The organism is Acinetobacter amyesii (genome assembly GCF_002018365.1).
GTDB lineage: Bacteria > Pseudomonadota > Gammaproteobacteria > Pseudomonadales > Moraxellaceae > Acinetobacter > Acinetobacter amyesii.
The window spans coordinates 134,920-157,422 of record NZ_MVKX01000004.1 but is presented as its reverse complement, the minus strand read 5'-3'; the positions used below and the strand labels follow the sequence as shown (position 1 = coordinate 157,422).

Genomic DNA, 22,503 nt, shown 5'->3' with positions numbered 1-22,503 from the left:
TTTATATGAATAAGCAAATCATGAATTGGTATATATTTTTATATAATATGAACTGCATTTAATATTAGAAAGTTTCTGTGATTTATGTCAGATTAATTTTGTTAGCATTTTGCGTAGCTTTACCCTGAAAAAAAGTAGCGAAACCATGCTTAAAAAAGACTTAATAAAATCGGACCTACCTACTGAACAATTGGCTGTATTAGAAGCGTTGCCAATGCCTGCTGCGTTATTTTCTGCGACAGCTGAGCTGATATGCGCCAATCAAATATTTAAACATCGATTTCAGTCAGACTTACAAGATATCGTATTAAATCACGTGTCTGTGATGCAGCAAAAGACCAAAGCCACAAGTTCTGAGTTTGATTTACGCTGTTTAGAGAACGATAGCATTGAACCCTTTATGTATAGTGAAAATGAACGGCATTATTGGTTCACGCTCAAACCAAAGTTTCAACAAAGTGGCGATTTGGAACATGTGCTGTTGTGCTGTGCGGACATTACAAATTTAAAGCAATTCGAATTATCGCTGTTGAAACATAACCAACAACTCGAACAACAAGTTTATTTTGATTATCTGACAGGGATAAAAAATCGACGAGGTTTTGATTTAGACCTTTCTCAGTGGCAAAAAAGCTTCGCGGTTGAACAAGCCGATGAAATTTGTTTGATGATGCTCGATTTAGACAATTTTAAGCAAATCAATGATATCTACGGTCATGCGTTTGGCGATGAAGTTTTAAGAAAAAGTGCGCAGCTTTTAAGGATGCAAATTAGTCAACACGCAGATGCACAAATATATCGCATGGGTGGGGAAGAGTTTGCAATGATTTTGCCACGCACGGCTATATCGACTGCATGTTCGATTGCACAACAATGTTGTGAGCAAATCTATACTTCTTCGATGAGTTATACGGATAAAGCTCTACAACTGAGTATCTCATGCGGAGTGGCCTTGTGGGATGGTACGGAGTCATTTTTTGAAACATTGGCACGTGCCGATCAGGCTTTATATCAAGCCAAGAAAGGCTCGAAAAATTGTACCTGTTTTAATGATGGACAAAATGTGGCGCTATTTGAGGAAACGACATTTAAAAAACCATCAGACTGTGGGAAAAACACATAGATTTAGGCCGTAACATAGAGAAAGATTTGAGAAAGCAGTATGATGCAACAGGTCAAAATTGACAGAAAACATTGGCAGTCGATTTGCTAATGAACGAAGCAGTTAAATATTTAAAGTATTTGAGGTGAATGTGTCTTCTTTAACAGACGTTTCCACACATGCCCTGACAGAAGCGCAGCAGCGTATTCAGCAGGATTTACTGACAGCGCTTGATGCATTTTCAATTCCAGAACCATTAAAAGGGGCGGTGTATCATGCTGTGATGTTGGGTGGAAAACGCGTTCGACCGGCACTTTGTTATGCAACAGCAGCGTTAAAACCCAATACCAATTTTGCAGCCGTACGCCGTGCTGCGGTGGCGATTGAATTTATTCATTGCTATTCATTGGCACACGATGATTTGCCGTGTATGGACAATGATTTACTTCGTCGCGGTCAACCAACCTGTCATGTGGCTTTTGGTGAAGATACGGCCTTACTTGCTGGCGATATTTTACAATCGATGGCATTTGAAGTTTTAGGCAGCCGTTTATTTGATCAAGGCCCAGCCGTTGAAGCGCCGATCATCTTGAAGCAAATGCAAATTTTAGCGACTGCAACTTCAAAAATGGTCAATGGACAAGTCCTAGACTTACAAGCGGAAGGCAAGCATGTCAGTCAGGATGAACTAGAAAATATTCATCGAAATAAAACCGGTGCTTTAATTTCTGCCGCAATCATGATGGCTGCAGTGACGATATTTAATGGCACAGATCAAGCCATTCCTAAACTCCGCGAATTTGGTCTCGCGATTGGTTTAGCCTTTCAGGTGCAAGATGATATTTTAGATATTATTGCTGATACTGAGGCATTGGGTAAAACAGCGGGTAAAGATCAACAAGTGGATAAATCCACATACCCTGCGTTGATGGGTCTCGATCAAGCGCAAGCTTATGCAGAAGAATTACATGCACAAGCGCTTCAAGCTTTGGATTATTTTGCAGAAGACGCGGCAGAATTACTCAAGATCACGCAGTTTTTATTAAAACGTCAAAGTTAATATGACGCAGTAAAGACATTAGCCCACCCATGTAACATGTTGTGGGCTTTTTTATATCAAGTACATTTGGAACAGAAGTCAATAAACCTCTAAGTAATATCTAAATGGATGACATGATAAAAAACAAAAAAGGACGCTAGGCGTCCTTTTTTGCAGATATTAAAACTTAGAGCTTAAATTTAAGTGCTATTGGTCTTAAATACTTTCTTTATAGATACGATCTGCTTCTTCAAATTTTTCAGTAACTTCAGCAGATGGTGCTTTGCCCATTAAGCTTACAATGATGATTGCAAGTAGTGAGCAGATGAAGCCCGGAATAATTTCATAAACGCCTGTATCGCCCCAGAGGTTTTTCCATAGAATGACCATGACTGCACCAACCACCATACCGGCTAAAGCACCGTTCAATGTCATACGTTTCCAGAACAATGACATGATAATCAGTGGGCCAAATGCAGCACCGAAGCCTGCCCATGCATATGCTACGAGACCAAGGACTTTAGAGTCTGGATTACCCGCCATATAGATCGCAAGAAGCGCAATCATTAACACCATGAAACGGCCGACCCAAACCAATTCTTTTTGTGAAGCATTTTTGCGTAAGAATGATTTATAAAAGTCTTCAGTTAATGTACTTGAGCAGACTAAAAGCTGACAGCTGAGGGTACTCATGATCGCAGCTAAAATCGCAGCCAGTACAATACCTGCAACCCATGGGTTAAATAGAATTTTAGTCAATTCCATAAAGACCGTTTCAGGGTTTGCTGTAACGACACCTGCCAGTTCTGGATGCTGTTGGAAATAAGCAATACCGAAGAAGCCTGCTGCAACTGCGCCACCGAGGCAGAGTGTCATCCATGTCATACCAATACGGCGTGCATTGGGAATCGATTTAACCGAATCTGCTGCCATGAAACGCACTAAGATATGCGGTTGACCGAAATAGCCTAACCCCCATGCCAACAAAGACATAATCGCGACAAAACTTAAATCAGCAAATACATCCATGGCTTGAGGGCGTGCTGCTTCTAGTGCCAGAGTGAACTGGGTTAAATCAGAGAACGATAACATAACCACGATAGGGGTAAGCAGCAAGGCAAAAATCATAAAGCCCGCTTGAATGGTATCGGTCCAACTCACAGCAAGGAAGCCACCAATAAACACATAGCTCACTGTTGCGATGGCACTGATCCAAAGCGCAGTGCTATACGACATACCAAACATACTTTCAAATAATCGAGCGCCAGCAACCATGCCTGAAGCACAGTAAATAGCGAAGAAAATCAAAATAATCACCGCTGACACGATACGTAAGATTTTCTTTTGATCGTTAAAACGATTTGAGAAATAGTCAGGTAGGGTCAAGGCATTATTTTGAACTTCGGTATGTACACGGAGACGACCTGCCACAAGTAGCCAGTTGAGCCAAGCACCGATGATCAGACCAATTGCAATCCACATTTCAGATAAACCTGAAAGATAAATCGCACCCGGAAGACCCATGAGCAACCAACCACTCATATCCGATGCACCTGCAGAAAGGGCAGTGACAAAGCTCCCTAGTCGGCGGCCACCTAAAATGTAGTCAGAAAAGTTACTGGTCGCACGGTATGCAAGTAAACCGATCACGACCATGGCGACAATATAAAAGAGAAAGGTAATTAGGGTGGGATTCAGGGAGCTCATACGGTATCCGCTTTGGCGTTGGACAATTGCGTTTAATTAGGGGACTCGATGGGATTTGCCTAAGCCAAGTAGGTGAAATCGAACGATAAGTCCTAAAACGTCAAAAAAATAACGTGAAATTTAAACATAAATTCACAAACTTTGCCTTCTTTTTTGTTTTGGGCATAAAAATGGGCCGTATGTCACGACCCATTTTAATTAATGCAAAGATTTAGTTATTACGTCCCATCACACCACGAATCGTATTCAGTACATCCGCAGGTAATACCACAGTTTTGGCATTATTAGATTTAGCCATATCTTGCATGGCTTTGACGTATTGTTCACCCAGTAAGTATGCAACTGGAATTTCTTTATCGCCGACAGCTGAACTCACCATTTCAATTGCACGTTGAGAAGACTCTGCCAGTACCACTTGAGCTTCTGCATCACGACGAGAGGCTTCCAAACGACCATCCGCTTCTAAAATAGCCGCTTGTTTTTCACCGTCTGCCTTGGTCACTGTCGCACGACGTTGACGTTCCGCTGCTGCTTGCTCTTCCATTGCCGCTTGCATGGTATGAGAAGGTTTAATGTCTTGAATTTCTACAGTTTTAAGCGTAATACCCCAGTCAGAGATATCGTCAGAAATTGCGGCTTTAAGTTTAGCCTTAATATGATCACGCGATGAAAGTGCATCATCGAGGTCCATTTCACCGACAATTGAACGTAAAGAGGTTTGAACTAAGTTTTGAATTGCCCATGTGTAGTTTTCAATACCGTAAACTGCTTTTTCAGGTGTGGTTAAATTGATATAAGCCACAGCATTCATCAGCAGTACCGCGTTGTCACGTGTGATCACTTCCTGAGAGGGAATATCTAACACGATATCTTTGGTTGTGACTTTATAAGCCACTTCATCGACATAGGGAATCACAAAGTTCAGTCCCGGATTGAGCGTGGTATGGTATTTACCTAAACGCTGAACAATCCATTTATAACCTTGGGGAACAATACGAACACCTTTAAAAATGGTGACGGCTACAAAAACTAAGAGCGCTAAAAAAACAATAGAAACACCAGACATGTCATTTCTCACTTATTTATGGATTGTCAGTGGGGTGGTTGCTGCTGTGCAGTTGGACGACTAAATCATTGCCTAAAATATCGGTCACGCGAACACGATCACCGACTTGAAGTGCATCTTGGGTACGGCAATGCCATTCGTCTGAACCTAAAACAGGCATTGGGAAGCGAACTTTAACGCTGCCATGATTGAGTTGGGTTTGAATCACCATACCCACTTGGCCAATCGTCGCTTCACGCGACAGACCTGCTTTGGTTTTATCAATGGATAAAGGCTTAATAAATTTGAACCACAAAAATGTGCAAAGCACGGCAAAAATAATCCAAACCACAATTTGGACATTAAAGTCCATTGATGGAAAGATCCAATATAAGATCCCAACCAAAATTGCGGAAACGCCAAACCATAGCGCAGCAAAAGACGGCAAAATTAGTTCAAAAAGCATCAAAGCGACGCCCAATACAAACCAGTGCCAAGGTTCTAAAATAAATTCCATACATCTACTCTTATATAAGGGTGAATTGATATAGATGAACCAGTATCTATATCAATGTAGCAGATGTATAACTCAATGAATATAAAAAAAATCGTTGAATTATATTTTCGCTTTTGGTGCTGGTTTAAAGGCCGCGGGAGACTGTTTAAAGTTATCGATTGCCTTAATAATGCTATTCACTTTAAGCTGTGCGGCTTTTTCACCTTCTAAAATCGTCGCATTGCTCGACTTTAAATCGAGTGTCCCAATATGTCCTACTTTAGGTTGAATCACGAAATTGGCATTTTTCAGTTCTTCATTAATACTTTGTTGTCCCATGATGTTAATGGTTTGATCGAGTAAACCAAACATGCTTACGGCTTTGCTACCGTCAGGACGCGCAGAGATATCAACTGCAATTACAATATCTGCACCCATATCACGTGCGGTTTTCACCGGAATCGGGCTGACTAAGCCACCATCGACATATTTCACCCCTGCAATGGTCGCAGGTACAAATACATTTGGAATACTGCACGATGCACGTACCGCTTGGCCTGCATTGCCGCGGTTAAATTCAGTTTTGCTGCCATTATCCAAACGGGTGGCTACAGCAGCAAAGCGTTTTGGAAACTGTTCAATTGATTTATTGCCGACGTTTTTATTGACAAAGTCTTGCAGTTTTTGCCCTTGAATAATACCTTGGCTATTTAAGGTTAAGTCACGAATATCAGACTCTTTAAAGTTCAGAGCCAATTGCTGCATTTGATAAGGCGTTTTACCGCTGGCATATAAGCTGCCGACAAAACTACCCGCACTGGTCCCAGTCACAATCTTAGGTTTAATACCGTGCGATTCAAGCACTTTAAGCACACCAATATGTGCAAAACCTTTGGCACCGCCACCACCGAGCGCAATCGCGATCACCGGTTCACGTGCTTTGGCAGGTGTAGGTGTCGTAGTCGCAGGCGTTTTGGTTGCAGAATCACAGCCAGTGAGTGCCAATACAAATAGGCTAGGAATCAGGTAATGCAAAAGTTTCATGGGTGAAATCTGATGGTTAAATATACAAAGTGCACATCACATCAAAAAAAGAGCCATTTGACTAGGGCTTTTTCCAGTGCTTTTGTAACGGCAAGGCCAACCATTCGGGATTTTTCGGGGAAAATTTTCCGTCATAAATCTTCAAAATTTTTTCGAGATCAGTTTCAAAATCTCCACTCGGTTCAAAAACACCCAAGCAATGAATGGTTTTCTTTGCATAATCAAAGCTAAACATCACAATAGGTATCTGTGCTTCATAGGCAATATAGTAAAAGCCACTCCTGATTTTATCGGCTTTTTTTCGTGTTCCCTCAGGTGCCATTCCAATCCAAATTTGATCTGTCGCTTGAACAATCTCAGCAATTTCACGTGTCAGTCCATGTGGATTTTCACGCTGTACAGGGATCACGCCGACCCAATCCAAAAGTGGTTTTAAGGGAGTATCAAAAAGGGTGTTTTTACCAAAAATGGTTATTTTTATCCCGATCCCAAGCAAGGCGAGAAAACCATGCCATGCATCTATATTAGAAGTATGCGGAGAAATGATCGCTACAGCTTTGGCAAGGTTGGGAAATTCGCCGTCAAATTTCCATCCTTGTGCCAAAAAAAGTTTTTTAAATATTGCGCGGCTCAGAGTGGAACCACGTGATGGGACTTGATCGGGCAATACCGGAAATAATAGAGTCTTTTGATTCATTGCATATTCTTATATAGGTGAAATCCATTTTCGATGTGATGCACATTTAAAAGTACGGCATCAGCATTGACCTTATCTTAGGTCGATGATTTTTTTAGATCATTGGCAAAATAGCCGTATTTTGACTACTCTAAATGTAACTTCAGCGCATTCAATATTTAGGAACTTATGATCCAGCTTCGTCAGCTCTATCTTTTACTGTTTTCCTTATATTGGGCGCAAGGGTTACCTGTCGGTTTTATGACACATGCTTTACCGGTGATTTTAAGAGCGCAAGGTGTGTCTTTGGCACATATTGGTGGCTTTGGATTACTCATGCTGCCATGGTCGATCAAAGTTTTTTGGGCACCGTGGATTGATCGACATGGTTCAAGGTCCAAAGGGCACTATCGGAGTTGGATTATTCCAATGCAGTTGTTGTCCGTGGTGGTCTTGGTCTTCTTGTCTTTTTTGCCGATCCAAAGTTTGAATGAACCGATGTATTTGCTGCTGTTTTTTGTGGCTTTACTCAGTATGAATTTGGTCGGTGCAACTCAAGATGTCGCAACCGATGGCTTGGCTGTCAATATTTTAAAAACCGACCAACAGCACTGGGGCAATACCTTTCAGGTGATTGGTTCCAGACTCGGTTTTATCGTCGGTGGTGGCGCTGTACTTTGGGCTTTAGATTGGTTGGATTGGCAAGCCACCTTTCTGTTTCTAGCGGCATTGGTGTTCATCAATACCATTCCTATTTTTATGTATCGAGAACCTTTAAAGCCACCACTCAACATAAAATCTAGTCCAGAGGATGATAACTACCATAAGCATACTTCAGGCTTGTTCTACGCCATTCGCCAGTATCTGACTTATTTTACTCAAACTAAAACTCTCACACTGTGGCTGATGATCTTATTGAGTTTTAAGCTTGCAGATGGTCTAGCAGGTCCTTTACTTAAGCCGCTGATGGTCGATTTAGGATTGAGTTTTAGTCAAATTGGTCTATATGTCACCATGCTGGGTGCGGTGGCTGCTTTAATTGGGGCAGGGCTTGCAGGTCTTAGTTTGAAGTATATTTCTCGGGCACAGGCCTTGGTTTTCTATTCAGTATTGAAAATATTCAGCTTATTAGCCTATGCATGGTTGGCTTTGCAGTTCGAGGCTAAACGGCAGGTTCATGAATGGCAGATCTATGGGATTAATGCTGCCGAAGACATGATTTCAGCCATGCTGCTCGTGATCATGCTGACTTTGGTGATGCAATATAGTCGTAAAGCATTTGCAGCAACGGACTTTACATTTCAGGTTGCCATTATGGCGACGGTGAGTGGGGGGCTGTATAGCATCAGTGGCATAGTGGCCGATCAGCTGGGTTATAGCACTTATTTATTTTGGATCACAGGTTTGGCTGCATTGAGCTTAGTCCCGATTCTATTTTGGGGAAAAGCATCAAAAAATGACCAAAATCACTTCTAAATCATAATTTTGGTTGTTTTTTATCAGCTAAAGCACTAAAAGAGCAATGCAAATATTATTTTAATAATTTTGTAATATGTTTCGCGTGTGTAATATCTGTTACAAAATAATTTAAGGAAAATTTTTGATGAAAACTAAGTTAGCAGCGGCTATCGCATTGAGCCTTTTGGCTGGGTCAACCTTTGCAGCACCAACATTCTACGGTGAAATTGATGCGTCTGTTGATTATTTACCTGAAGATAATAAAACGGGTGTTTCAGACAAAGATGTCGTTGATATCAGTTCAAACAGTTCTTTCTTGGGTTTAAAGGGCGATGAAAAACTGACTGACCGTTTAAGCGCAGTTTATGCAATTGAATGGGCATTTAACTCAGACGGCGAAGGCGATGACTGGTCTAAGCGTAACCGCTTCGTTGGTTTGAAAGATGCGAAACTTGGTACATTGAAAGTCGGTGCACACGATACACCATTAAAACAATTGTCTAGTCCGGTTGATACATTCAATAACTACGTGGGTAACCGTGCTGATGTTACAGGCATCATGACGGGTGAAAATCGTGTAGATAACGTTGTTGTTTATGAATCACCAGCATTTAAAATTGCTGAAGGTGCAATTAAAGTTAATGCATTGCTTGCTACAGGTGAATCTTCAGGAATTAAGAGCGACAATGGTGTAGTAAAAACCGCGGGTCGTGGTCTTGGCGATGCTTGGTCGGCGTCTGTTGTTTATGACAGCCCCGTTGTTGTCGCAGGTTTAGCCTATGACAAAGCCATTCCATCGAACTTTGGTGGTGTAGGGATCTTAAATGCTGAAATTCCTGAAGTTGCGGGTACAAAAGCATTTGCTGCTGCAAATACTGTTCGTGCGATTGGTCGTGTAAATCTTGAGGGTGGTTTGGCACTCAAAGCACTGTATCAAACATCAGAGGTTGAGGCTGCTAAAGGTAATGATGTTGCAGCAGCAAATATTGATGATGCTCAAGGTTGGCTAGTCGGTGCAGAATACAATCTACCATCTGCAAAAGCGTGGACAGTAAAAGCACAATATAGTCAAAATACCACGACCTATAAAGTGGGTGATGATTATGAAGCTCAGCAGTTAATTGCAGGTGCAGATTATGCATTTAGCAAACAAGTGAAAGCTTATGGTTATGCAGGTTACTTAGCACTTGAACAAGGTTCTAATGAAAGCGAACAACCTGTTCTAGGTACAGGTCTAGAATTTAAATTCTAAGACCTTGATTTAAGTTGTTCAAAAGGCGATGTTTTACATCGCCTTTTTTGATTTTTCTTACTTGGTTTTGATCAGTTTTAAGTGATTTTTAAGTTTGAATTTTTAGATTAGGGCATCAAAGATCAATAATTGATGCCAATATGCTTCAGGTCATAGCGAAAATACAGCAAAAAATTCCAAGACTTAGTTTAAGTCAATTTAACCTCGTGCTTGCCTTATGGCTTGGGGTGGTTTTGAACCTCGCGTTTTATCAGCAAATCCAGCAGCTCACACCTTATACGGGATTGAAGGCTGGACTATTCTTAGCGGCAACCGTACTGGTGGTGGTGGCACTTTATAATGTGCTGATGCAATTCCTGCAATGGCGATGGAATTCAAAACTTTTGGCGAGTGTTTTGCTGATCATTGGTGGCTTGAGTGCCTATTTTGTCAATAGTTTAGGTGTGACCATTACATCTGACCAAGTACAAAACATGATGCAAACAGATGTAAAGGAAGTGCAGGATTTAATCTCGCCACAATTTTTTATCTGGGTCTTTGGACTGGTTATTTTGCCACTGCTTTTGATCTGGCTTTTGCCACTACATAAAGAGGCCCTAAGCACAGTTGTTGCCAAAAAAGGTCTACATATTGTGCTGTCGCTCATCCTCATGAGTGCTTTACTGTTTGTTTATTTTGTCGATTATGCTGCGATCTTTCGTGAGCATCGTGACTTAAAAGGCATGCTCTCACCACAAAACAGTATCGCTTCGACCTTTTCCTATTATCACAAAAAAGCACCGAAACAGAATTTGCCATTGCTGAGCTATGGTGAAGATGCACATATGGTTGAAAACGTAAGCGCCAATAGCTTGCCAAAATTGATGGTCTTAGTGGTTGGTGAAACTGCGCGCGCGGAAAGTTTTTCACTCAATGGCTATGCTAAAAATACCAATCCTGAACTCAGTCAGCAAAATATTATCAATTTTAGCCAAGTCAGTTCATGTGGCACCGCAACCGCTGTGTCTGTTCCTTGTATGTTCTCGGGCATGCCGAGAACTGAATATGACGAACAGCTTGCAAGTCATCGCGAAGGTTTACTCGATATTGCACAGCGTGCAGGCTACAAGGTGACGTGGTTAGATAATAATTCAGGCTGTAAGGGCACATGCACACGTGTTGAAAAATATGAATTTCCAGAAGCGCTGAAGAAAAAGTCGTGTGATGCCGATGGCGAATGTCATGATGAAATCTTGGTGGATGGTTTGAAGGCATATTTGGCTTCTATTCCGAAAGCAGATCCAACTCCCCGTTTAATTGTATTACACCAAATGGGCAGTCATGGCCCTGCTTATTTCAAACGAAGTACCGCAGCGTTTCAAAAATTTAAGCCAACCTGTAATAGCAATGCCATACAGGGATGTAGCTCGACAGAATTAATAAATAGTTATGACAACAGTATTGTCTATACCGACCATGTACTGAGTGAATTGATTAACACCTTAAAAGTGACTGACAATTATCAAACAGGACTGTGGTATTTGTCCGATCATGGCGAGTCGACAGGTGAGCATGGTTTGTATTTACACGGTTCTCCATACGCAATTGCACCGTCACAGCAAACCCATGTGCCGATGTTGATGTGGTATTCACCGGCGTGGCAAAAAAATAATTCAGCGCAATATACTTGTTTAATGGCACAAAAAAGCCAAAAATTAAGTCAGGATAATCTATTTCCATCGCTATTGAGTTTGCTTGATGTGCAGACTCAGGTGATTGATGAAAAAAACAATATGTTGCAACAATGTACTTCAGTACAGCGCAGGACTTAAGCCATGCACAAAATACTTATTATTGAAGATGATTTCATGATTGCCGAATCGACAAAAACCTTGTTGAACTATCAACAGTTTGAAGTCGAGTGGGTGAATAATGGTATCGATGGCTTAAAGCTTATTATGCAAGGGGGAATTGATATCGTCTTGCTGGATCTGGGTTTGCCGATGATGGATGGTATGCAAGTCCTGAAACAAATTCGTCAAATGCAGCCTAAATTGCCTGTATTAATCATATCGGCACGAGATCAATTACAAAATCGTGTAGATGGATTAAACCATGGGGCAGATGACTATCTGATTAAGCCTTATGAGTTTGATGAATTACTTGCACGGATTCATGCGCTCCTTCGACGCACAGGGCTGAGTTCAGTCGAAGCACCACAGAAAATCTTAAAACATGGGGAATTGATTTTAGATATCGAACAGCATCTTGCACGCTATAAGGGTCAATATGTCGATTTATCTAACCGTGAATGGGCCATATTGATTCCATTAGTGACGCATCCGAATAAGATTTTTTCAAAAGCCAATTTAGAAGATAAGCTTTATGATTTTGATAGTGATATCAGCAGTAATACTATTGAAGTGTATGTGCATCATCTTAGAACAAAATTAGACAAAGATTTTATTCGCACCATTCGTGGTTTAGGTTATCGACTCGGTTAAGGCAAAGGAATTATCGACCATGCAGCAGCCTTACTCTCTGAAAAAGAGACTAATTATTTATGTGTCTGTTTTCAGTATGCTTTTGGGCTGTCTTTTGGTGTTTTCAGCTTATCGAATTGCGCTTGAAGAAATTAATGAAATTTTAGATGCGCAAATGCAAAATTTGGCGGAACGTGTTGCAGAGCATGATCCGCAGCCTATTCGTAGCGAATTTGATCAACATAAGCGTTATCACGAAGAAGATTTATTTGTTGATGTGTGGACCTATCAGTCCAATGCACATCAAACCCATCAATTAAAATTATTGGTCGCGCCTCAGCCCAAAGCCGGTTTTTATACCCACAGTACCCAACAGGATGAGTGGCATACCTATATTTTGCCACTCGCAGATAGGCAAATTCAGGTCAGTCAGCAAGAGTCGGTTCGGCAGCATCTTGCAGCAGAATTGGCCAGTAGCATGTTTATTCCCTATTTGGTTTTTATACCGTTTGCATTAATCGCTTTGGGATGGTTGATTCAACGCAGTTTAAACCCACTGGAAAAATTTAAAAAAGAACTGGCAAAACGTGATGCCTTTGAACTTTCTCCAATCTCTCAAATGCCGTATCCAGAGGAGATTGCACCAACTATTATTGAAATGAACCAGTTGTTTGAACGAATTTCGTTGTCGCAGCAGGAACAGCGCCAGTTTATTGCCGACGCAGCGCATGAGTTACGGACCCCGATTACCGCGCTGAATTTGCAAATGCAGATTTTGCTACAAAAATTTCCGCAAGATGACGCTCTACAAAATTTGAGTAAAGGTTTAATTCGTATTCAGCATTTGGTCAGTCAATTGTTGAGTTTGGCAAAACAAGATGCCTCGGTCTTTGAACTTGAGCGCAAACAACATTTTGATCTCAAGCAAGTCGCAACCAATTGTGTGGAGCAACTGGTGCATTTGGCCATGCAAAAAGATGTTGACCTTGGTATGGAGCAACAACAGAGCATAGCCTTATATAGTCTTGAGCCAACCGTACATTCAATCATTTTTAATTTGATTGATAACGCCATCAAATATACGCCTGCACAGGGCATGATTAATGTCTCCGTCTTTGAACATGCGGGGCAGGCGGTTGTACAGGTTGAAGATAGCGGGCCTGGCATCGACCCAGCTTTTTATGAGCAAATTCGAAAACGCTTTTATCGAATTTATAATCATGAAGAAATTGGAAGTGGTTTAGGGCTAGCGATCGTGGATAAAGCCGCAAAACATATCGGTGCGGAATTGGAGTTTTCTAAAAGTGAAACATTGGGCGGTCTGAAAGTGAGTTTACAGATCCCATTGAGTGAATCATGAGTGACTCAATCATTTTCGGATCAAGTTCAATTTAGATACTTAAAGATTAAATCCATGTAAATGCTTTGCTCTTTTGCTGCGTAGTCGATGCCGTGAAATGGCGAGAAAACAGCACATACAGGACACAATTAAATGCCCAAATGATCCATGCTGTCCAAAGGTTATGACTCAGAAAATGTGCACCCCGCATCATTTGCGCCCAGCCAAAAGCAAAGCCTAAAATCAGCCCAGCAGATAAAAAGAAGTAGGCACGGGCAGGTTGATGTATTCGATAAACAAAATATCCCGTAATTAAGGCAAAACCAGTCGCAGCATGACCACCGGGAAAACAGTGTCCTTGGCGTGCAGAAAAATCCCAAGAAAAGCCGTGGGCTGTGGCGACGGTCATATTCCAAGGGCAGGCATGTGCAGATTGTGATTTGAGCAACCCAATGATTGCCGTGCTGAGTAGAGCAACCACGATAAAATAGCCAAATTCAAACTTGCGAACTTTCAGATGCGGATATTTAAAACTGCATATCCATGCTGCGAAATAGAGAACATAAACGCCTATGACGATATTCTTGATATAGCGATGGTTCAGCACCGCAAGTGCCCAATCATTACGATGAGGAAAACCACCATGTAGGTCGACCCAAGGCTGAATAAAAGTTTGGTCGAGCGAACCACCGACGGGGAAAAAATAAAGTAGGCTAACCAAACTGAGTGTGAGCAGAAGGGCTTGTCGCAATAAAAAGGTACGGTTCGAGAACATAAGTCGCGTGATGTATTGAAATTATTTTGTTTGAATGCTGCTATTTGAAACCACGAAACTTAAATCAGACTTAATCGGCTATTTGAACTGTATCGATATCGATAGCGAAGAAGGTGCATAAAGCAGAACGGGCATTGTGTTAAAGTTTTTGAAAACTCAGTAATGAAGATTTATGAGCATACGTGCAGTCCTTTTTGATTTAGATAATACTTTGACTCATCGAGATCACAGCGTTCAGGCCTATACGCAGTATTTAGCCGAGTCTTATCAGTCGACGCTGGCGGAGGTAGACCTTGTACAGATTAAACGTATTATTAACCGTATAGATAATGGGGGATATCCAAAAAAAGAACTCCTTACACATCCGAGTATTGGGGCATCTGTCGCTTATGCTCTACAAACGGAGCTGGATTGGATACATCAACCTGATTTTGATGAGCTGACACAATTTTGGTTTCAGCACTTTGGTCAGTTTGCCGTGGCGATGCCTGGGGCATTGAGCTTGCTGCAGCAACTAAAACAACAGCAGTATAAATTGGCGGTGGTGTCAAATGGTGGACATGCCACACGCCTGAATATTTTAAATGGACTGGGTTTTGCGTCGTATTTTGATCAGATCATCAGCTCGGAAAGTGCCGGGATCAGTAAGCCCAAAGTTGAAATATTTCAGCACAGTTGTCGTGAGTTGGGCGTGACGGAAACCGAGTGTTTATTTATTGGTGATCATCCTGTCAATGATATTTATGGTGCGAGCCAAGCAGGGATGTCTGCCGTATTGCTTGAAGGCTTTCATGCTTTAAGTGCTGAACAACAGCACAGCATTCCGAATAAAATTCAGCATTTGGATCAGGTCTTAAATTTTCTGAAATAAGTTGATTTAAACTCAAGCTGTGAGCGAATTTCAGGGCTAAAAAAAGCGGCATAAATGCCGCTTTAGATTGTGTTATTTAGAACATGTTTTCTTCAGAGTTTGCTGAAATACGGTGAATACTTAAGTCTGCACCACGGAATTCTTCTTCTTGATCTAGGCGAATACCCATTGTGACTTTGAGTAGACCATAAACGATGAAACCACCAGCCAATGCAATCAAGATTGCGAGTAGCGTGCCGATACATTGAGAGATCATTGAAATACCGCCTAAACCGCCCAACCATTTTTGTCCAAAAATGCCCACCGCAATACCACCGAAAGCACCACAGACACCGTGTAGTGGCCATACGCCAAGTACATCATCGACTTTGAGTTTGTTTTGAGTGTAAGTGAATAGTTTGACAAAGATCAGACCTGCGATAGCGCCGATAATTAACGCACCGACAGGATGGACTACATCTGAACCAGCACAGATCGCTACCAAACCTGCTAAGGGACCATTATGTAAGAAACCGGGGTCATTTTTGCCCATAAAGTTTGCTGCAAGCGTACCGCCCACCATTGCCATGAGAGAGTTAATCGCAACCAGTCCTGAAATGGCATCCAAACGTTGCGCACTCATCACGTTAAAGCCGAACCAACCGACGATTAAAATCCAAGAGCCCAAGGCAAGGAATGGAATACTTGAAGGCGGGTGCGCACTGATACGACCGTCTTTTTTATAGCGTCCATGACGTGCGCCAAGTAAAAGTACTGCAGCTAAAGCAATCCAACCGCCCATGGCATGTACCACGACCGAACCTGCAAAGTCATGAAAGGCTGCGCCAAATGTGCGTTCTAACCATGCTTGTAGCCCAAAATTACCATTCCACGCCATGCCTTCAAAAAATGGATAGACCAAAGCGACCAATAATAATGTGGCAATCGCTTGAGTCCGCATTTTTGCACGTTCAGCAATACCACCTGAAATAATCGCTGGAATGGCTGCGGCAAAAGTCAGCAGGAAGAAACAACGCATTAAGTTGTAGCCGTGATCGGCTGCTAAAGTGTCCCCAATATGGAAAAAGTGCTGACCATAAGAGATGTAATAACCCACAAAAAAGTATGCAATTGCGGAAATAGAAAAGTCAGTCAAAATTTTACTCAGCGCATTGACCTGATTTTTATGTCGTACTGTACCTAATTCTAAAAATGCAAAGCCAGCATGCATGGCAAGAACCAAGACTGCACCAAGAAGGAGAAAGAGGAGATCTATATTTTGCATAAGGTGTTCCAGTTTAGTGCGCTAGTTCACGAAAAGAAGTTCAGTATATCGAGCGGAATAATTTCGAAAAGAGGAGTGAGAGAGGGAAATTTTGATTAAAAAAACTAAAAAATGTAGAAGACTCGATATAAAGCAAAGACTTGCATGAGTGTGATAATAATGCACTAAAATGGTGCAATGATGTTTTGCAATGAGAAAATTAAATGAATGATTATTAAGTGAAAAACTATGTTTTTTGAATTTGTTTAACAAATGAATAATAAATAGCGCCATTTCTGAGTTAATTCAGGGCAATCCATTATTTTGTATTTTTATCTGATTGATAGATGTTAGTGCGAGAATGAAACTTAAAATTGACGAATGATACATTTTGGGAGTCTGTCTGAGCATCTTGTGGTCATTAAAAGTTGAAAGCTTGATGTCTTGCCTGAACTGAAATGATGCACAGATATTAACCCATGAAATCTCTGCTGCTGCACTTTTAGATGGCGAAATAAACATGCAAGGGTGGGTTTGAGGTGATGGTCGTTGGGTCTGACTGTATTTGATGACGTGTTTAATTGAAGAGGCACAGAATTTTAAGTTTAAGCCTTGAATGCTTAAGCTAAACGCTGTGTATTAATCGCTTCAGCCCAGTCACAACATCCACAGCGCGGGCAGGCATCCTGAGCACCGTGAATGTACATGGTTTTGCCACAATGTGTACAGGCATACAAATGATGCATTTTGATATCGCGAACCGCTTTATAGGGTTTCGGAAATAGCGGCAGTCCATAACGTACCTGCTCTGGTGGATAAAACAAAATACTAAATTTGCCATCACTTTCTAATAAGCCAACTCGAACTTGTCCAAGATGCTCCACATTTTGCTGACGCATTTCAGAGAAGAATTCATCATGTGACATTTTACCTTGTTTAATCTTTTCTAAAACCAACTCACCATCTTCCACAATGTAGAGGGCTTTGCCTTCAATTAAATCTTCAAAGGGTTGGTATTTCATCATTAGCCAAGTGATTACGCGGTATAAACCAATCACCACCGTCATCACAATGAGCGCTTGCAAGAGGGGGAGCTCCTCCTCAAACATCGGGTCGCCTGCAATAGAACCCAAAGCAAGGAGTATCGCGACTTCAAAGATGGATAACTGACGCACGCCGCGTTTGCCTGTTAGGCGTAAGAATACGATGATTAAAACGAACATAATGACGCTACGCAAAATCACTTCGGCAGCAAAAGTCCATGTGGTGTCATGGATGAATATTTGGGTGAAATCCATGTCTCATCCTTTTTTATCGTTATATGTTTTAGCTTAGCAAAGCGCTAGGCGATAAAGCAGCTCAATTGTGTTAATTTTTAAGCATTATTTGAAAATGGATTTCATGCTAAAGGTATTGTATGCATGAGATATTTGATGAAAAAAAGTGCTTTTAAATAGTCATAAAAAAGCACCGACGAATCGATGCTTTTGATGTGTTATGGCAATTTTTAAAACGTTTAGTTATTTAATATGTTCTGCAATATCCGTAAAGATTACGCCTAAACCATGTGCGCCTGCATCTGGATAGCCAAGACTGCGGTCGCCCACAGTTCCCGCACGTCCCATACGCGCCACGATTTCTTTGGTCTTTTCAGCACCTTGAACAGCCGCTTTTGCACCAAGGACAAAGTTTTCTTTAAACGATTTATCGGTATGGGCAGACCAAGAATCTGCGCATGGCACTAAAGCATCAATCAGGGTTTTATCACCTACCACTGCGCCACGTCCAAATGAACGTTCACCTGTAGTTTGAATGCCTTTGACCGCTGCTTGCAGCATCTCTGCGAAATCAGCGACAGTTAAAACTGATTTGCCTTGAATTGATTTCGCTGCTGCACGGAATGCTGAACCCCAGATTGGACCTGATGCACCGCCACAGTGTTCCATAATGATCATTGAGCAGTTCAGCATGAATTCATCCATCTGCTGCGCTTGAATCAGACTTTGCCATTCACGTTTTAATTGCTTAAAGCCTTTCGCCACGCTCATACCGAAGTCGCCGTCACCTGCATGTGCGTCTAGTTCACAGAATGGCACTTCATTTCTAATGATGCAGGCAGACATGACATCGACCACATAGCGCATGTTTTCGATGGTGAATTGCTCATTGCTGATCACCGCATGTTCAGGCTGAGTTTCAACTTGTGTGTTTACCACTGCTTCGGTTGCAGCATCTCTAGTTGCGAAAGTTAAAGGCTGTGCTGCTGAACCATCCATTTTAAATGCAGGAGTGTTGGCTACTGCATCGAGGTAAGTTTTCAATTCATCATCGACAGCAAGTAATGAAACTGATGCACCATTCATGTCGATACTGGTCATATAGTTACCGACAAATGTGCGGTAAATTTTGATGCCTTTACGTGCAAGGTGTTCGCATACGTCATGGTTAAAGACATACAACTCTTGCAGTGGAGTGCTACCAAAGCCATTGATCAAAACCGCAACTTCTTTCATGTCTGGGCGGTCGAGGAATAAATCATCTACGATGCGCTGTGCCATTTTTTTAGAAGGCAAGATTTTTTCACGACGGATGCCGGGTTCACCGTGAATGCCGACGCCATATTCCATTTCGTCATCAGCCAATGTGAAGGTTGGCGTGCCTTTGGCAGGAACGGTACAAGAGCTATAAGCAAAACCAAGGCTAATGACGTTGTCCGCAGCTTTTTGAGCAATCGCTTTTACGTCTGCAAGTTCTAATCCTTTTGATGCCGCTGCACCTGCAATCTTATGTACAAATACTGTGCCTGCAACACCGCGACGACCGACTGTATATAGGCTGTCTTTAACCGCTATGTCATCTGCCACTTTGACATAGTCAATTTTGATGCCGTCTTCAGTTGCAAGGGCTGCACCATTCTGGAAATTCATCATATCGCCAGAATAATTTTTGATAATCATCAGCACGCCTTTGTCAGTCGCAACTTGCTGTAAGGCTTTATAGACCTGAATTTGTGAAGGAGATGCAAACACATCACCACATACGGCAGCGTCTAACATGCCTGTACCGACAAAACCTGCATGGGCAGGTTCGTGACCGCTACCACCGCCACTGATCAATGCCACGTTGTTGTGTTTTTCTTTACGTGAAATGATTTTGTGTGACTCGTTAAATGCGAGTTCAGGATGTGCAAGAACGAAACCTTTGCACATTTCAATTACGATGTTTTCTGCACCGTTCATGAGTTTTTTCATGGATGTACCAATCTGTATTTATAGGGGAGAATGTAAAAAGTTTATTATTATCGAAAAACATAATGTTTGCTGACATAAAAGTGTAAAAAAGCAATTTTTTGATTAAAGGTTGAGTTTTTATATTGAATGGCTTTCTAAAAATGAAGATTACTCATTTTAGATAGGAAAAAATTGCAACGTTAAAAGGGGCTTAAATAATTTGTTAAAAAGAGGCCTAAAGTTTTGCAGATCAACATTGCTAATGGTGCTATAAAGAAAAAGAATCCTTAACTCTGAATAAAAGGATGTCAGTTGTGAAAACTATTTAATTTTTTGATTTATAAATATATATGGGAAAAATGCTAAGAATAAAAAATAAAATAAGTGAAAATTTTAAGTCTTTGAAATTTCATTTATTTGAGACAGACGATGTATTCATTTACTGGCCAGATTTTAATAAGGGCATACTTTTACTTGTATTTGCACTGCTGATCTTGCTTGGGCATTTGGGTTGGTATGTTGTGAATTACGAGTCTGCAAACCAAATTTGGTTTAGTCAGAGCTATCATGATGAGCGTATTTTTACCACGTGGTGCCAGATATTTTTAACCGCCTTTGTACTTTTGCTTGCTTTAGCATTTAAGGGAAATGCGAAGTTTCGTCATTTTATGGGGTGGTTTATTCCGCTATTTTTTGGGCTACTGCTGCTGTATTCAGCCAAAAGTGTTGGCCTTTATAGCCCTGCATCTATGGGCGGAATATTGAATATTTTGCTGATTGGTTTTGTATTTTATAAACCCAAAGTTATTTATAGCATTATGGTGATTGTGACTTTGGTTTTTGGGGCGATGTGTTATTTCACTGCCATTGGTACATTGGCTTATGCACCTTTATTTAGTGATCGGCTGAATCAAAGTGATTTGTACAGCAATAGTTTTTGGCTTAAAAGTATGCTGATCCTTTACTCACCGATATTAATTACTTCGGCATTATTTTTTGAAATATTGCTGCGTCAGTGGCGTAATCGAGATCAGAAAATTGAAATTTTGAGCCGAATTGATGGTTTAACGGGAGTGTACAACCGTCGTTATTTATCTGAATTTCTGAATAAAAGACATCAAAAGAATTTCCAAAAATATTCGATGATTCTTTTGGATTTAGATCATTTTAAAAAAATTAATGATAGTTATGGACATGAAGCGGGTGACTTAGTATTGCGCCAAGTTGCCCATGTGCTCAGACATGCAGTTCGTGAGCAAGATAAGGTTGGTCGTTTTGGTGGAGAAGAGTTTTCTCTAGTTCTAGCCGATCAGGACTTGGCAAAGGCTTTAGAAATTGCGGAACGCTGTCGTCAGGCTATTGAAGCATTGGAGATTACTCTGCCAGATCAAAGTGTTTTGAAAGTAACTGCGAGTTTTGGTATTGCGACTGCACAAGACGGTATGAGCATGGATGAAGTGACGCGTTTGGCGGATCAGGCTCTATATAAATCGAAAGAAAATGGGCGGAATCAGGTGCAGTTTGCTGTATTAGCATGATTGATTTATTTCTCCCTAACTCTCATTTGCACTTCATCTTAAAGCAGTGCTTAAGACTCGCTCAGGAGAGGGAACATCCATTTGTAAACTAATAATGAAATTAGATTTGTAATGATAGCTCCCTCTCCCTATGGGAGAGGGTTGGGGTGAGGGTTATAAATTTGGTCATAGAGTGCGATGGTAGTCAGCACTATACAGATGAAGGGTTAGAAGCGGATCGGGTGAGGGATGAAGCTTTGGCTCATCTTGGGTTAAAGGTGCTGAGATTTGATAATGGGCTGGTGATGAATGAGATTGATGGAGTAGTGGAAGCGATTTATCATTGCTGTGATAAAGAATCCCCCTAAATCCCCCTTTTTCAAAGGGGACTTTCGCGAAGCAATTGAATTACGTGACAGTCCCTCCCTTTTTAAAGGGAGGCTAGGAGGGATTAAGATATTAAAAAAAGTAGAATATCAATGGAACTTTCTTAAATGTTTAAAACAGACTTTATTTGATTGACCTCTCCCTAACCCTCACTTGCGCTTCATTTTAAAGCAGTGCTTTAAAATTTGCTCAGGAGAGGGAATATCCATTATTAAATTTATGCGGATATCTAATTCGTACTGAAAGCTCCCTCTCCCTATGGAATGAGATGAATTGCTTCGAGGGGCTAAAGATATTAAACAGTGTCCAATATTTGTTGACCACTACAGAGTGGTATTTCAGCAATGTTTGAAATTACCTATAAAGGATTCCCAATACATCTCATTTTAGGGAGATTCTTAGTCTTTATGACATGTCTATTGTTTTCTAGGTGTGATTATTTTTTTGTTGAAATGGATATCAGTCAAAATATAATAACCAAATCTATCTGAATAATTTTCTGCGTAGGTTAAACAAACTGATTGAGGTGGATTTTCCAAATATTCAAAATGGTTTCCAGTCATAGAAATTTGATCTGATTCAGGGAAACTAAGATTTTTATCATCTAACATTTTGAAATGAAAAATAATTTGTTGCCATGAATTGCGATGACTTCCTCGCAGAATTGTTGAATGACCTGTATATGTGCCGCATATTTTGACTTTATGTTTTGATTGCATGGCATCATTAATTTTTTGCATGCGAAAATGATCAATAATAAGTGAGCCGATGTGTGCAAAGCATGACATAAAAATGATAATCCAGATTAGTGAATGTGTGTATTTCCATACAAAAATGGATCCGACTAAACAAACAATACC

Annotated in this window: 19 protein-coding genes and 1 pseudogene; 10 read left to right on the top strand and 10 right to left on the bottom strand. The window is 41.0% G+C overall.

Features of this window, described 5'->3' with window-relative positions; genetic code table 11:
• Nucleotides 1-145: 145 nt before the first annotated feature.
• The gene (locus B1202_RS07615) at nt 146-1,123 is read left to right on the top strand and encodes a GGDEF domain-containing protein (protein WP_078189972.1); all 978 of its coding nucleotides are present in this window, start codon (nt 146-148) and stop codon (nt 1,121-1,123) included.
• A 130-nt stretch (nt 1,124-1,253) separates the two neighbouring features.
• On the top strand, nt 1,254-2,162 hold the full coding sequence (locus B1202_RS07610) for a polyprenyl synthetase family protein (RefSeq protein ID WP_078189971.1): 909 nt from the start codon (nt 1,254-1,256) through the stop codon (nt 2,160-2,162).
• A 195-nt stretch (nt 2,163-2,357) separates the two neighbouring features.
• On the opposite strand, the gene putP is transcribed toward B1202_RS07610, so the two are convergent.
• The 5 genes from putP to B1202_RS07585 form a co-directional block, all read right to left on the bottom strand.
• Complete coding sequence (gene putP, locus B1202_RS07605) at nt 2,358-3,848, bottom strand: sodium/proline symporter PutP (RefSeq protein ID WP_078189970.1); 1,491 nt, start codon at nt 3,846-3,848, stop codon at nt 2,358-2,360.
• Between the two features lie 211 nt (nt 3,849-4,059).
• Complete coding sequence (locus B1202_RS07600) at nt 4,060-4,914, bottom strand: SPFH domain-containing protein (RefSeq protein WP_078189969.1); 855 nt, start codon at nt 4,912-4,914, stop codon at nt 4,060-4,062.
• Nucleotides 4,915-4,930: 16 nt separating this feature from the next.
• A complete protein-coding gene (locus B1202_RS07595; protein ID WP_078189968.1) occupies nt 4,931-5,410 on the bottom strand; it encodes an NfeD family protein in 480 nt (159 codons plus the stop codon).
• A gap of 99 nt (nt 5,411-5,509) precedes the next feature.
• The gene (locus tag B1202_RS07590) at nt 5,510-6,433 is read right to left on the bottom strand and encodes a patatin-like phospholipase family protein (RefSeq protein WP_078189967.1); all 924 of its coding nucleotides are present in this window, start codon (nt 6,431-6,433) and stop codon (nt 5,510-5,512) included.
• A 61-nt stretch (nt 6,434-6,494) separates the two neighbouring features.
• Complete coding sequence (locus tag B1202_RS07585; RefSeq protein ID WP_078189966.1) at nt 6,495-7,130, bottom strand: 1-acyl-sn-glycerol-3-phosphate acyltransferase; 636 nt, start codon at nt 7,128-7,130, stop codon at nt 6,495-6,497.
• A 168-nt stretch (nt 7,131-7,298) separates the two neighbouring features.
• Here B1202_RS07585 and B1202_RS07580 point away from each other — a divergent pair, with 168 nt between their 5' ends.
• From B1202_RS07580 to B1202_RS07560, 5 genes are all read left to right on the top strand, one after another.
• The gene (locus B1202_RS07580) at nt 7,299-8,585 is read left to right on the top strand and encodes an MFS transporter (protein WP_078189965.1); all 1,287 of its coding nucleotides are present in this window, start codon (nt 7,299-7,301) and stop codon (nt 8,583-8,585) included.
• A gap of 127 nt (nt 8,586-8,712) precedes the next feature.
• Nucleotides 8,713-9,819: a porin gene (locus B1202_RS07575; protein ID WP_078189964.1), complete on the top strand. Its 1,107-nt coding sequence runs from the start codon at nt 8,713-8,715 to the stop codon at nt 9,817-9,819.
• Between the two features lie 140 nt (nt 9,820-9,959).
• Nucleotides 9,960-11,630: a phosphoethanolamine transferase gene (locus tag B1202_RS07570; RefSeq protein WP_078189963.1), complete on the top strand. Its 1,671-nt coding sequence runs from the start codon at nt 9,960-9,962 to the stop codon at nt 11,628-11,630.
• Nucleotides 11,631-11,633: 3 nt separating this feature from the next.
• On the top strand, nt 11,634-12,302 hold the full coding sequence (locus B1202_RS07565) for a response regulator transcription factor (protein ID WP_078189962.1): 669 nt from the start codon (nt 11,634-11,636) through the stop codon (nt 12,300-12,302).
• Between the two features lie 19 nt (nt 12,303-12,321).
• Nucleotides 12,322-13,641, top strand: a complete 1,320-nt coding sequence (locus B1202_RS07560) for an ATP-binding protein (RefSeq protein WP_078189961.1) — start codon at nt 12,322-12,324, stop codon at nt 13,639-13,641.
• A gap of 46 nt (nt 13,642-13,687) precedes the next feature.
• Here the strand turns inward: B1202_RS07560 and B1202_RS07555 are convergent, their stop codons facing one another.
• Nucleotides 13,688-14,395, bottom strand: coding sequence for a phosphatase PAP2 family protein (locus tag B1202_RS07555; RefSeq protein ID WP_078189960.1), 708 nt, complete (start codon nt 14,393-14,395; stop codon nt 13,688-13,690).
• 172 nt (nt 14,396-14,567) lie between these two features.
• On the opposite strand from B1202_RS07555, the gene B1202_RS07550 reads away from it, so the two are divergent.
• Nucleotides 14,568-15,266, top strand: a complete 699-nt coding sequence (locus B1202_RS07550; RefSeq protein WP_078189959.1) for an HAD family hydrolase — start codon at nt 14,568-14,570, stop codon at nt 15,264-15,266.
• Between the two features lie 76 nt (nt 15,267-15,342).
• Here B1202_RS07550 and B1202_RS07545 read toward each other — a convergent pair whose 3' ends face one another.
• From B1202_RS07545 to dhaK, 3 genes are all read right to left on the bottom strand, one after another.
• Complete coding sequence (locus B1202_RS07545; RefSeq protein ID WP_078189958.1) at nt 15,343-16,530, bottom strand: ammonium transporter; 1,188 nt, start codon at nt 16,528-16,530, stop codon at nt 15,343-15,345.
• Nucleotides 16,531-17,129: 599 nt separating this feature from the next.
• Entirely contained in the window at nt 17,130-17,807 is a 678-nt protein-coding gene (locus B1202_RS07540) for a DUF421 domain-containing protein (protein ID WP_078189957.1), read from the bottom strand.
• Between the two features lie 222 nt (nt 17,808-18,029).
• Entirely contained in the window at nt 18,030-19,760 is a 1,731-nt protein-coding gene (dhaK, locus tag B1202_RS07535) for a dihydroxyacetone kinase subunit DhaK (protein ID WP_078189956.1), read from the bottom strand.
• 380 nt (nt 19,761-20,140) lie between these two features.
• On the opposite strand from dhaK, the gene B1202_RS07530 reads away from it, so the two are divergent.
• On the top strand, nt 20,141-21,277 hold the full coding sequence (locus B1202_RS07530; RefSeq protein ID WP_171262614.1) for a GGDEF domain-containing protein: 1,137 nt from the start codon (nt 20,141-20,143) through the stop codon (nt 21,275-21,277).
• A gap of 158 nt (nt 21,278-21,435) precedes the next feature.
• Nucleotides 21,436-21,624, top strand: a pseudogene (locus tag B1202_RS07525) (endonuclease domain-containing protein); the annotation flags it as partial.
• A 435-nt stretch (nt 21,625-22,059) separates the two neighbouring features.
• Here the strand turns inward: B1202_RS07525 and B1202_RS07520 are convergent.
• Nucleotides 22,060-22,383 (bottom strand): hypothetical protein, encoded by a 324-nt coding sequence (locus B1202_RS07520; protein WP_143221588.1) that lies wholly within the window; start codon nt 22,381-22,383, stop codon nt 22,060-22,062.
• Nucleotides 22,384-22,503: the final 120 nt, after the last annotated feature.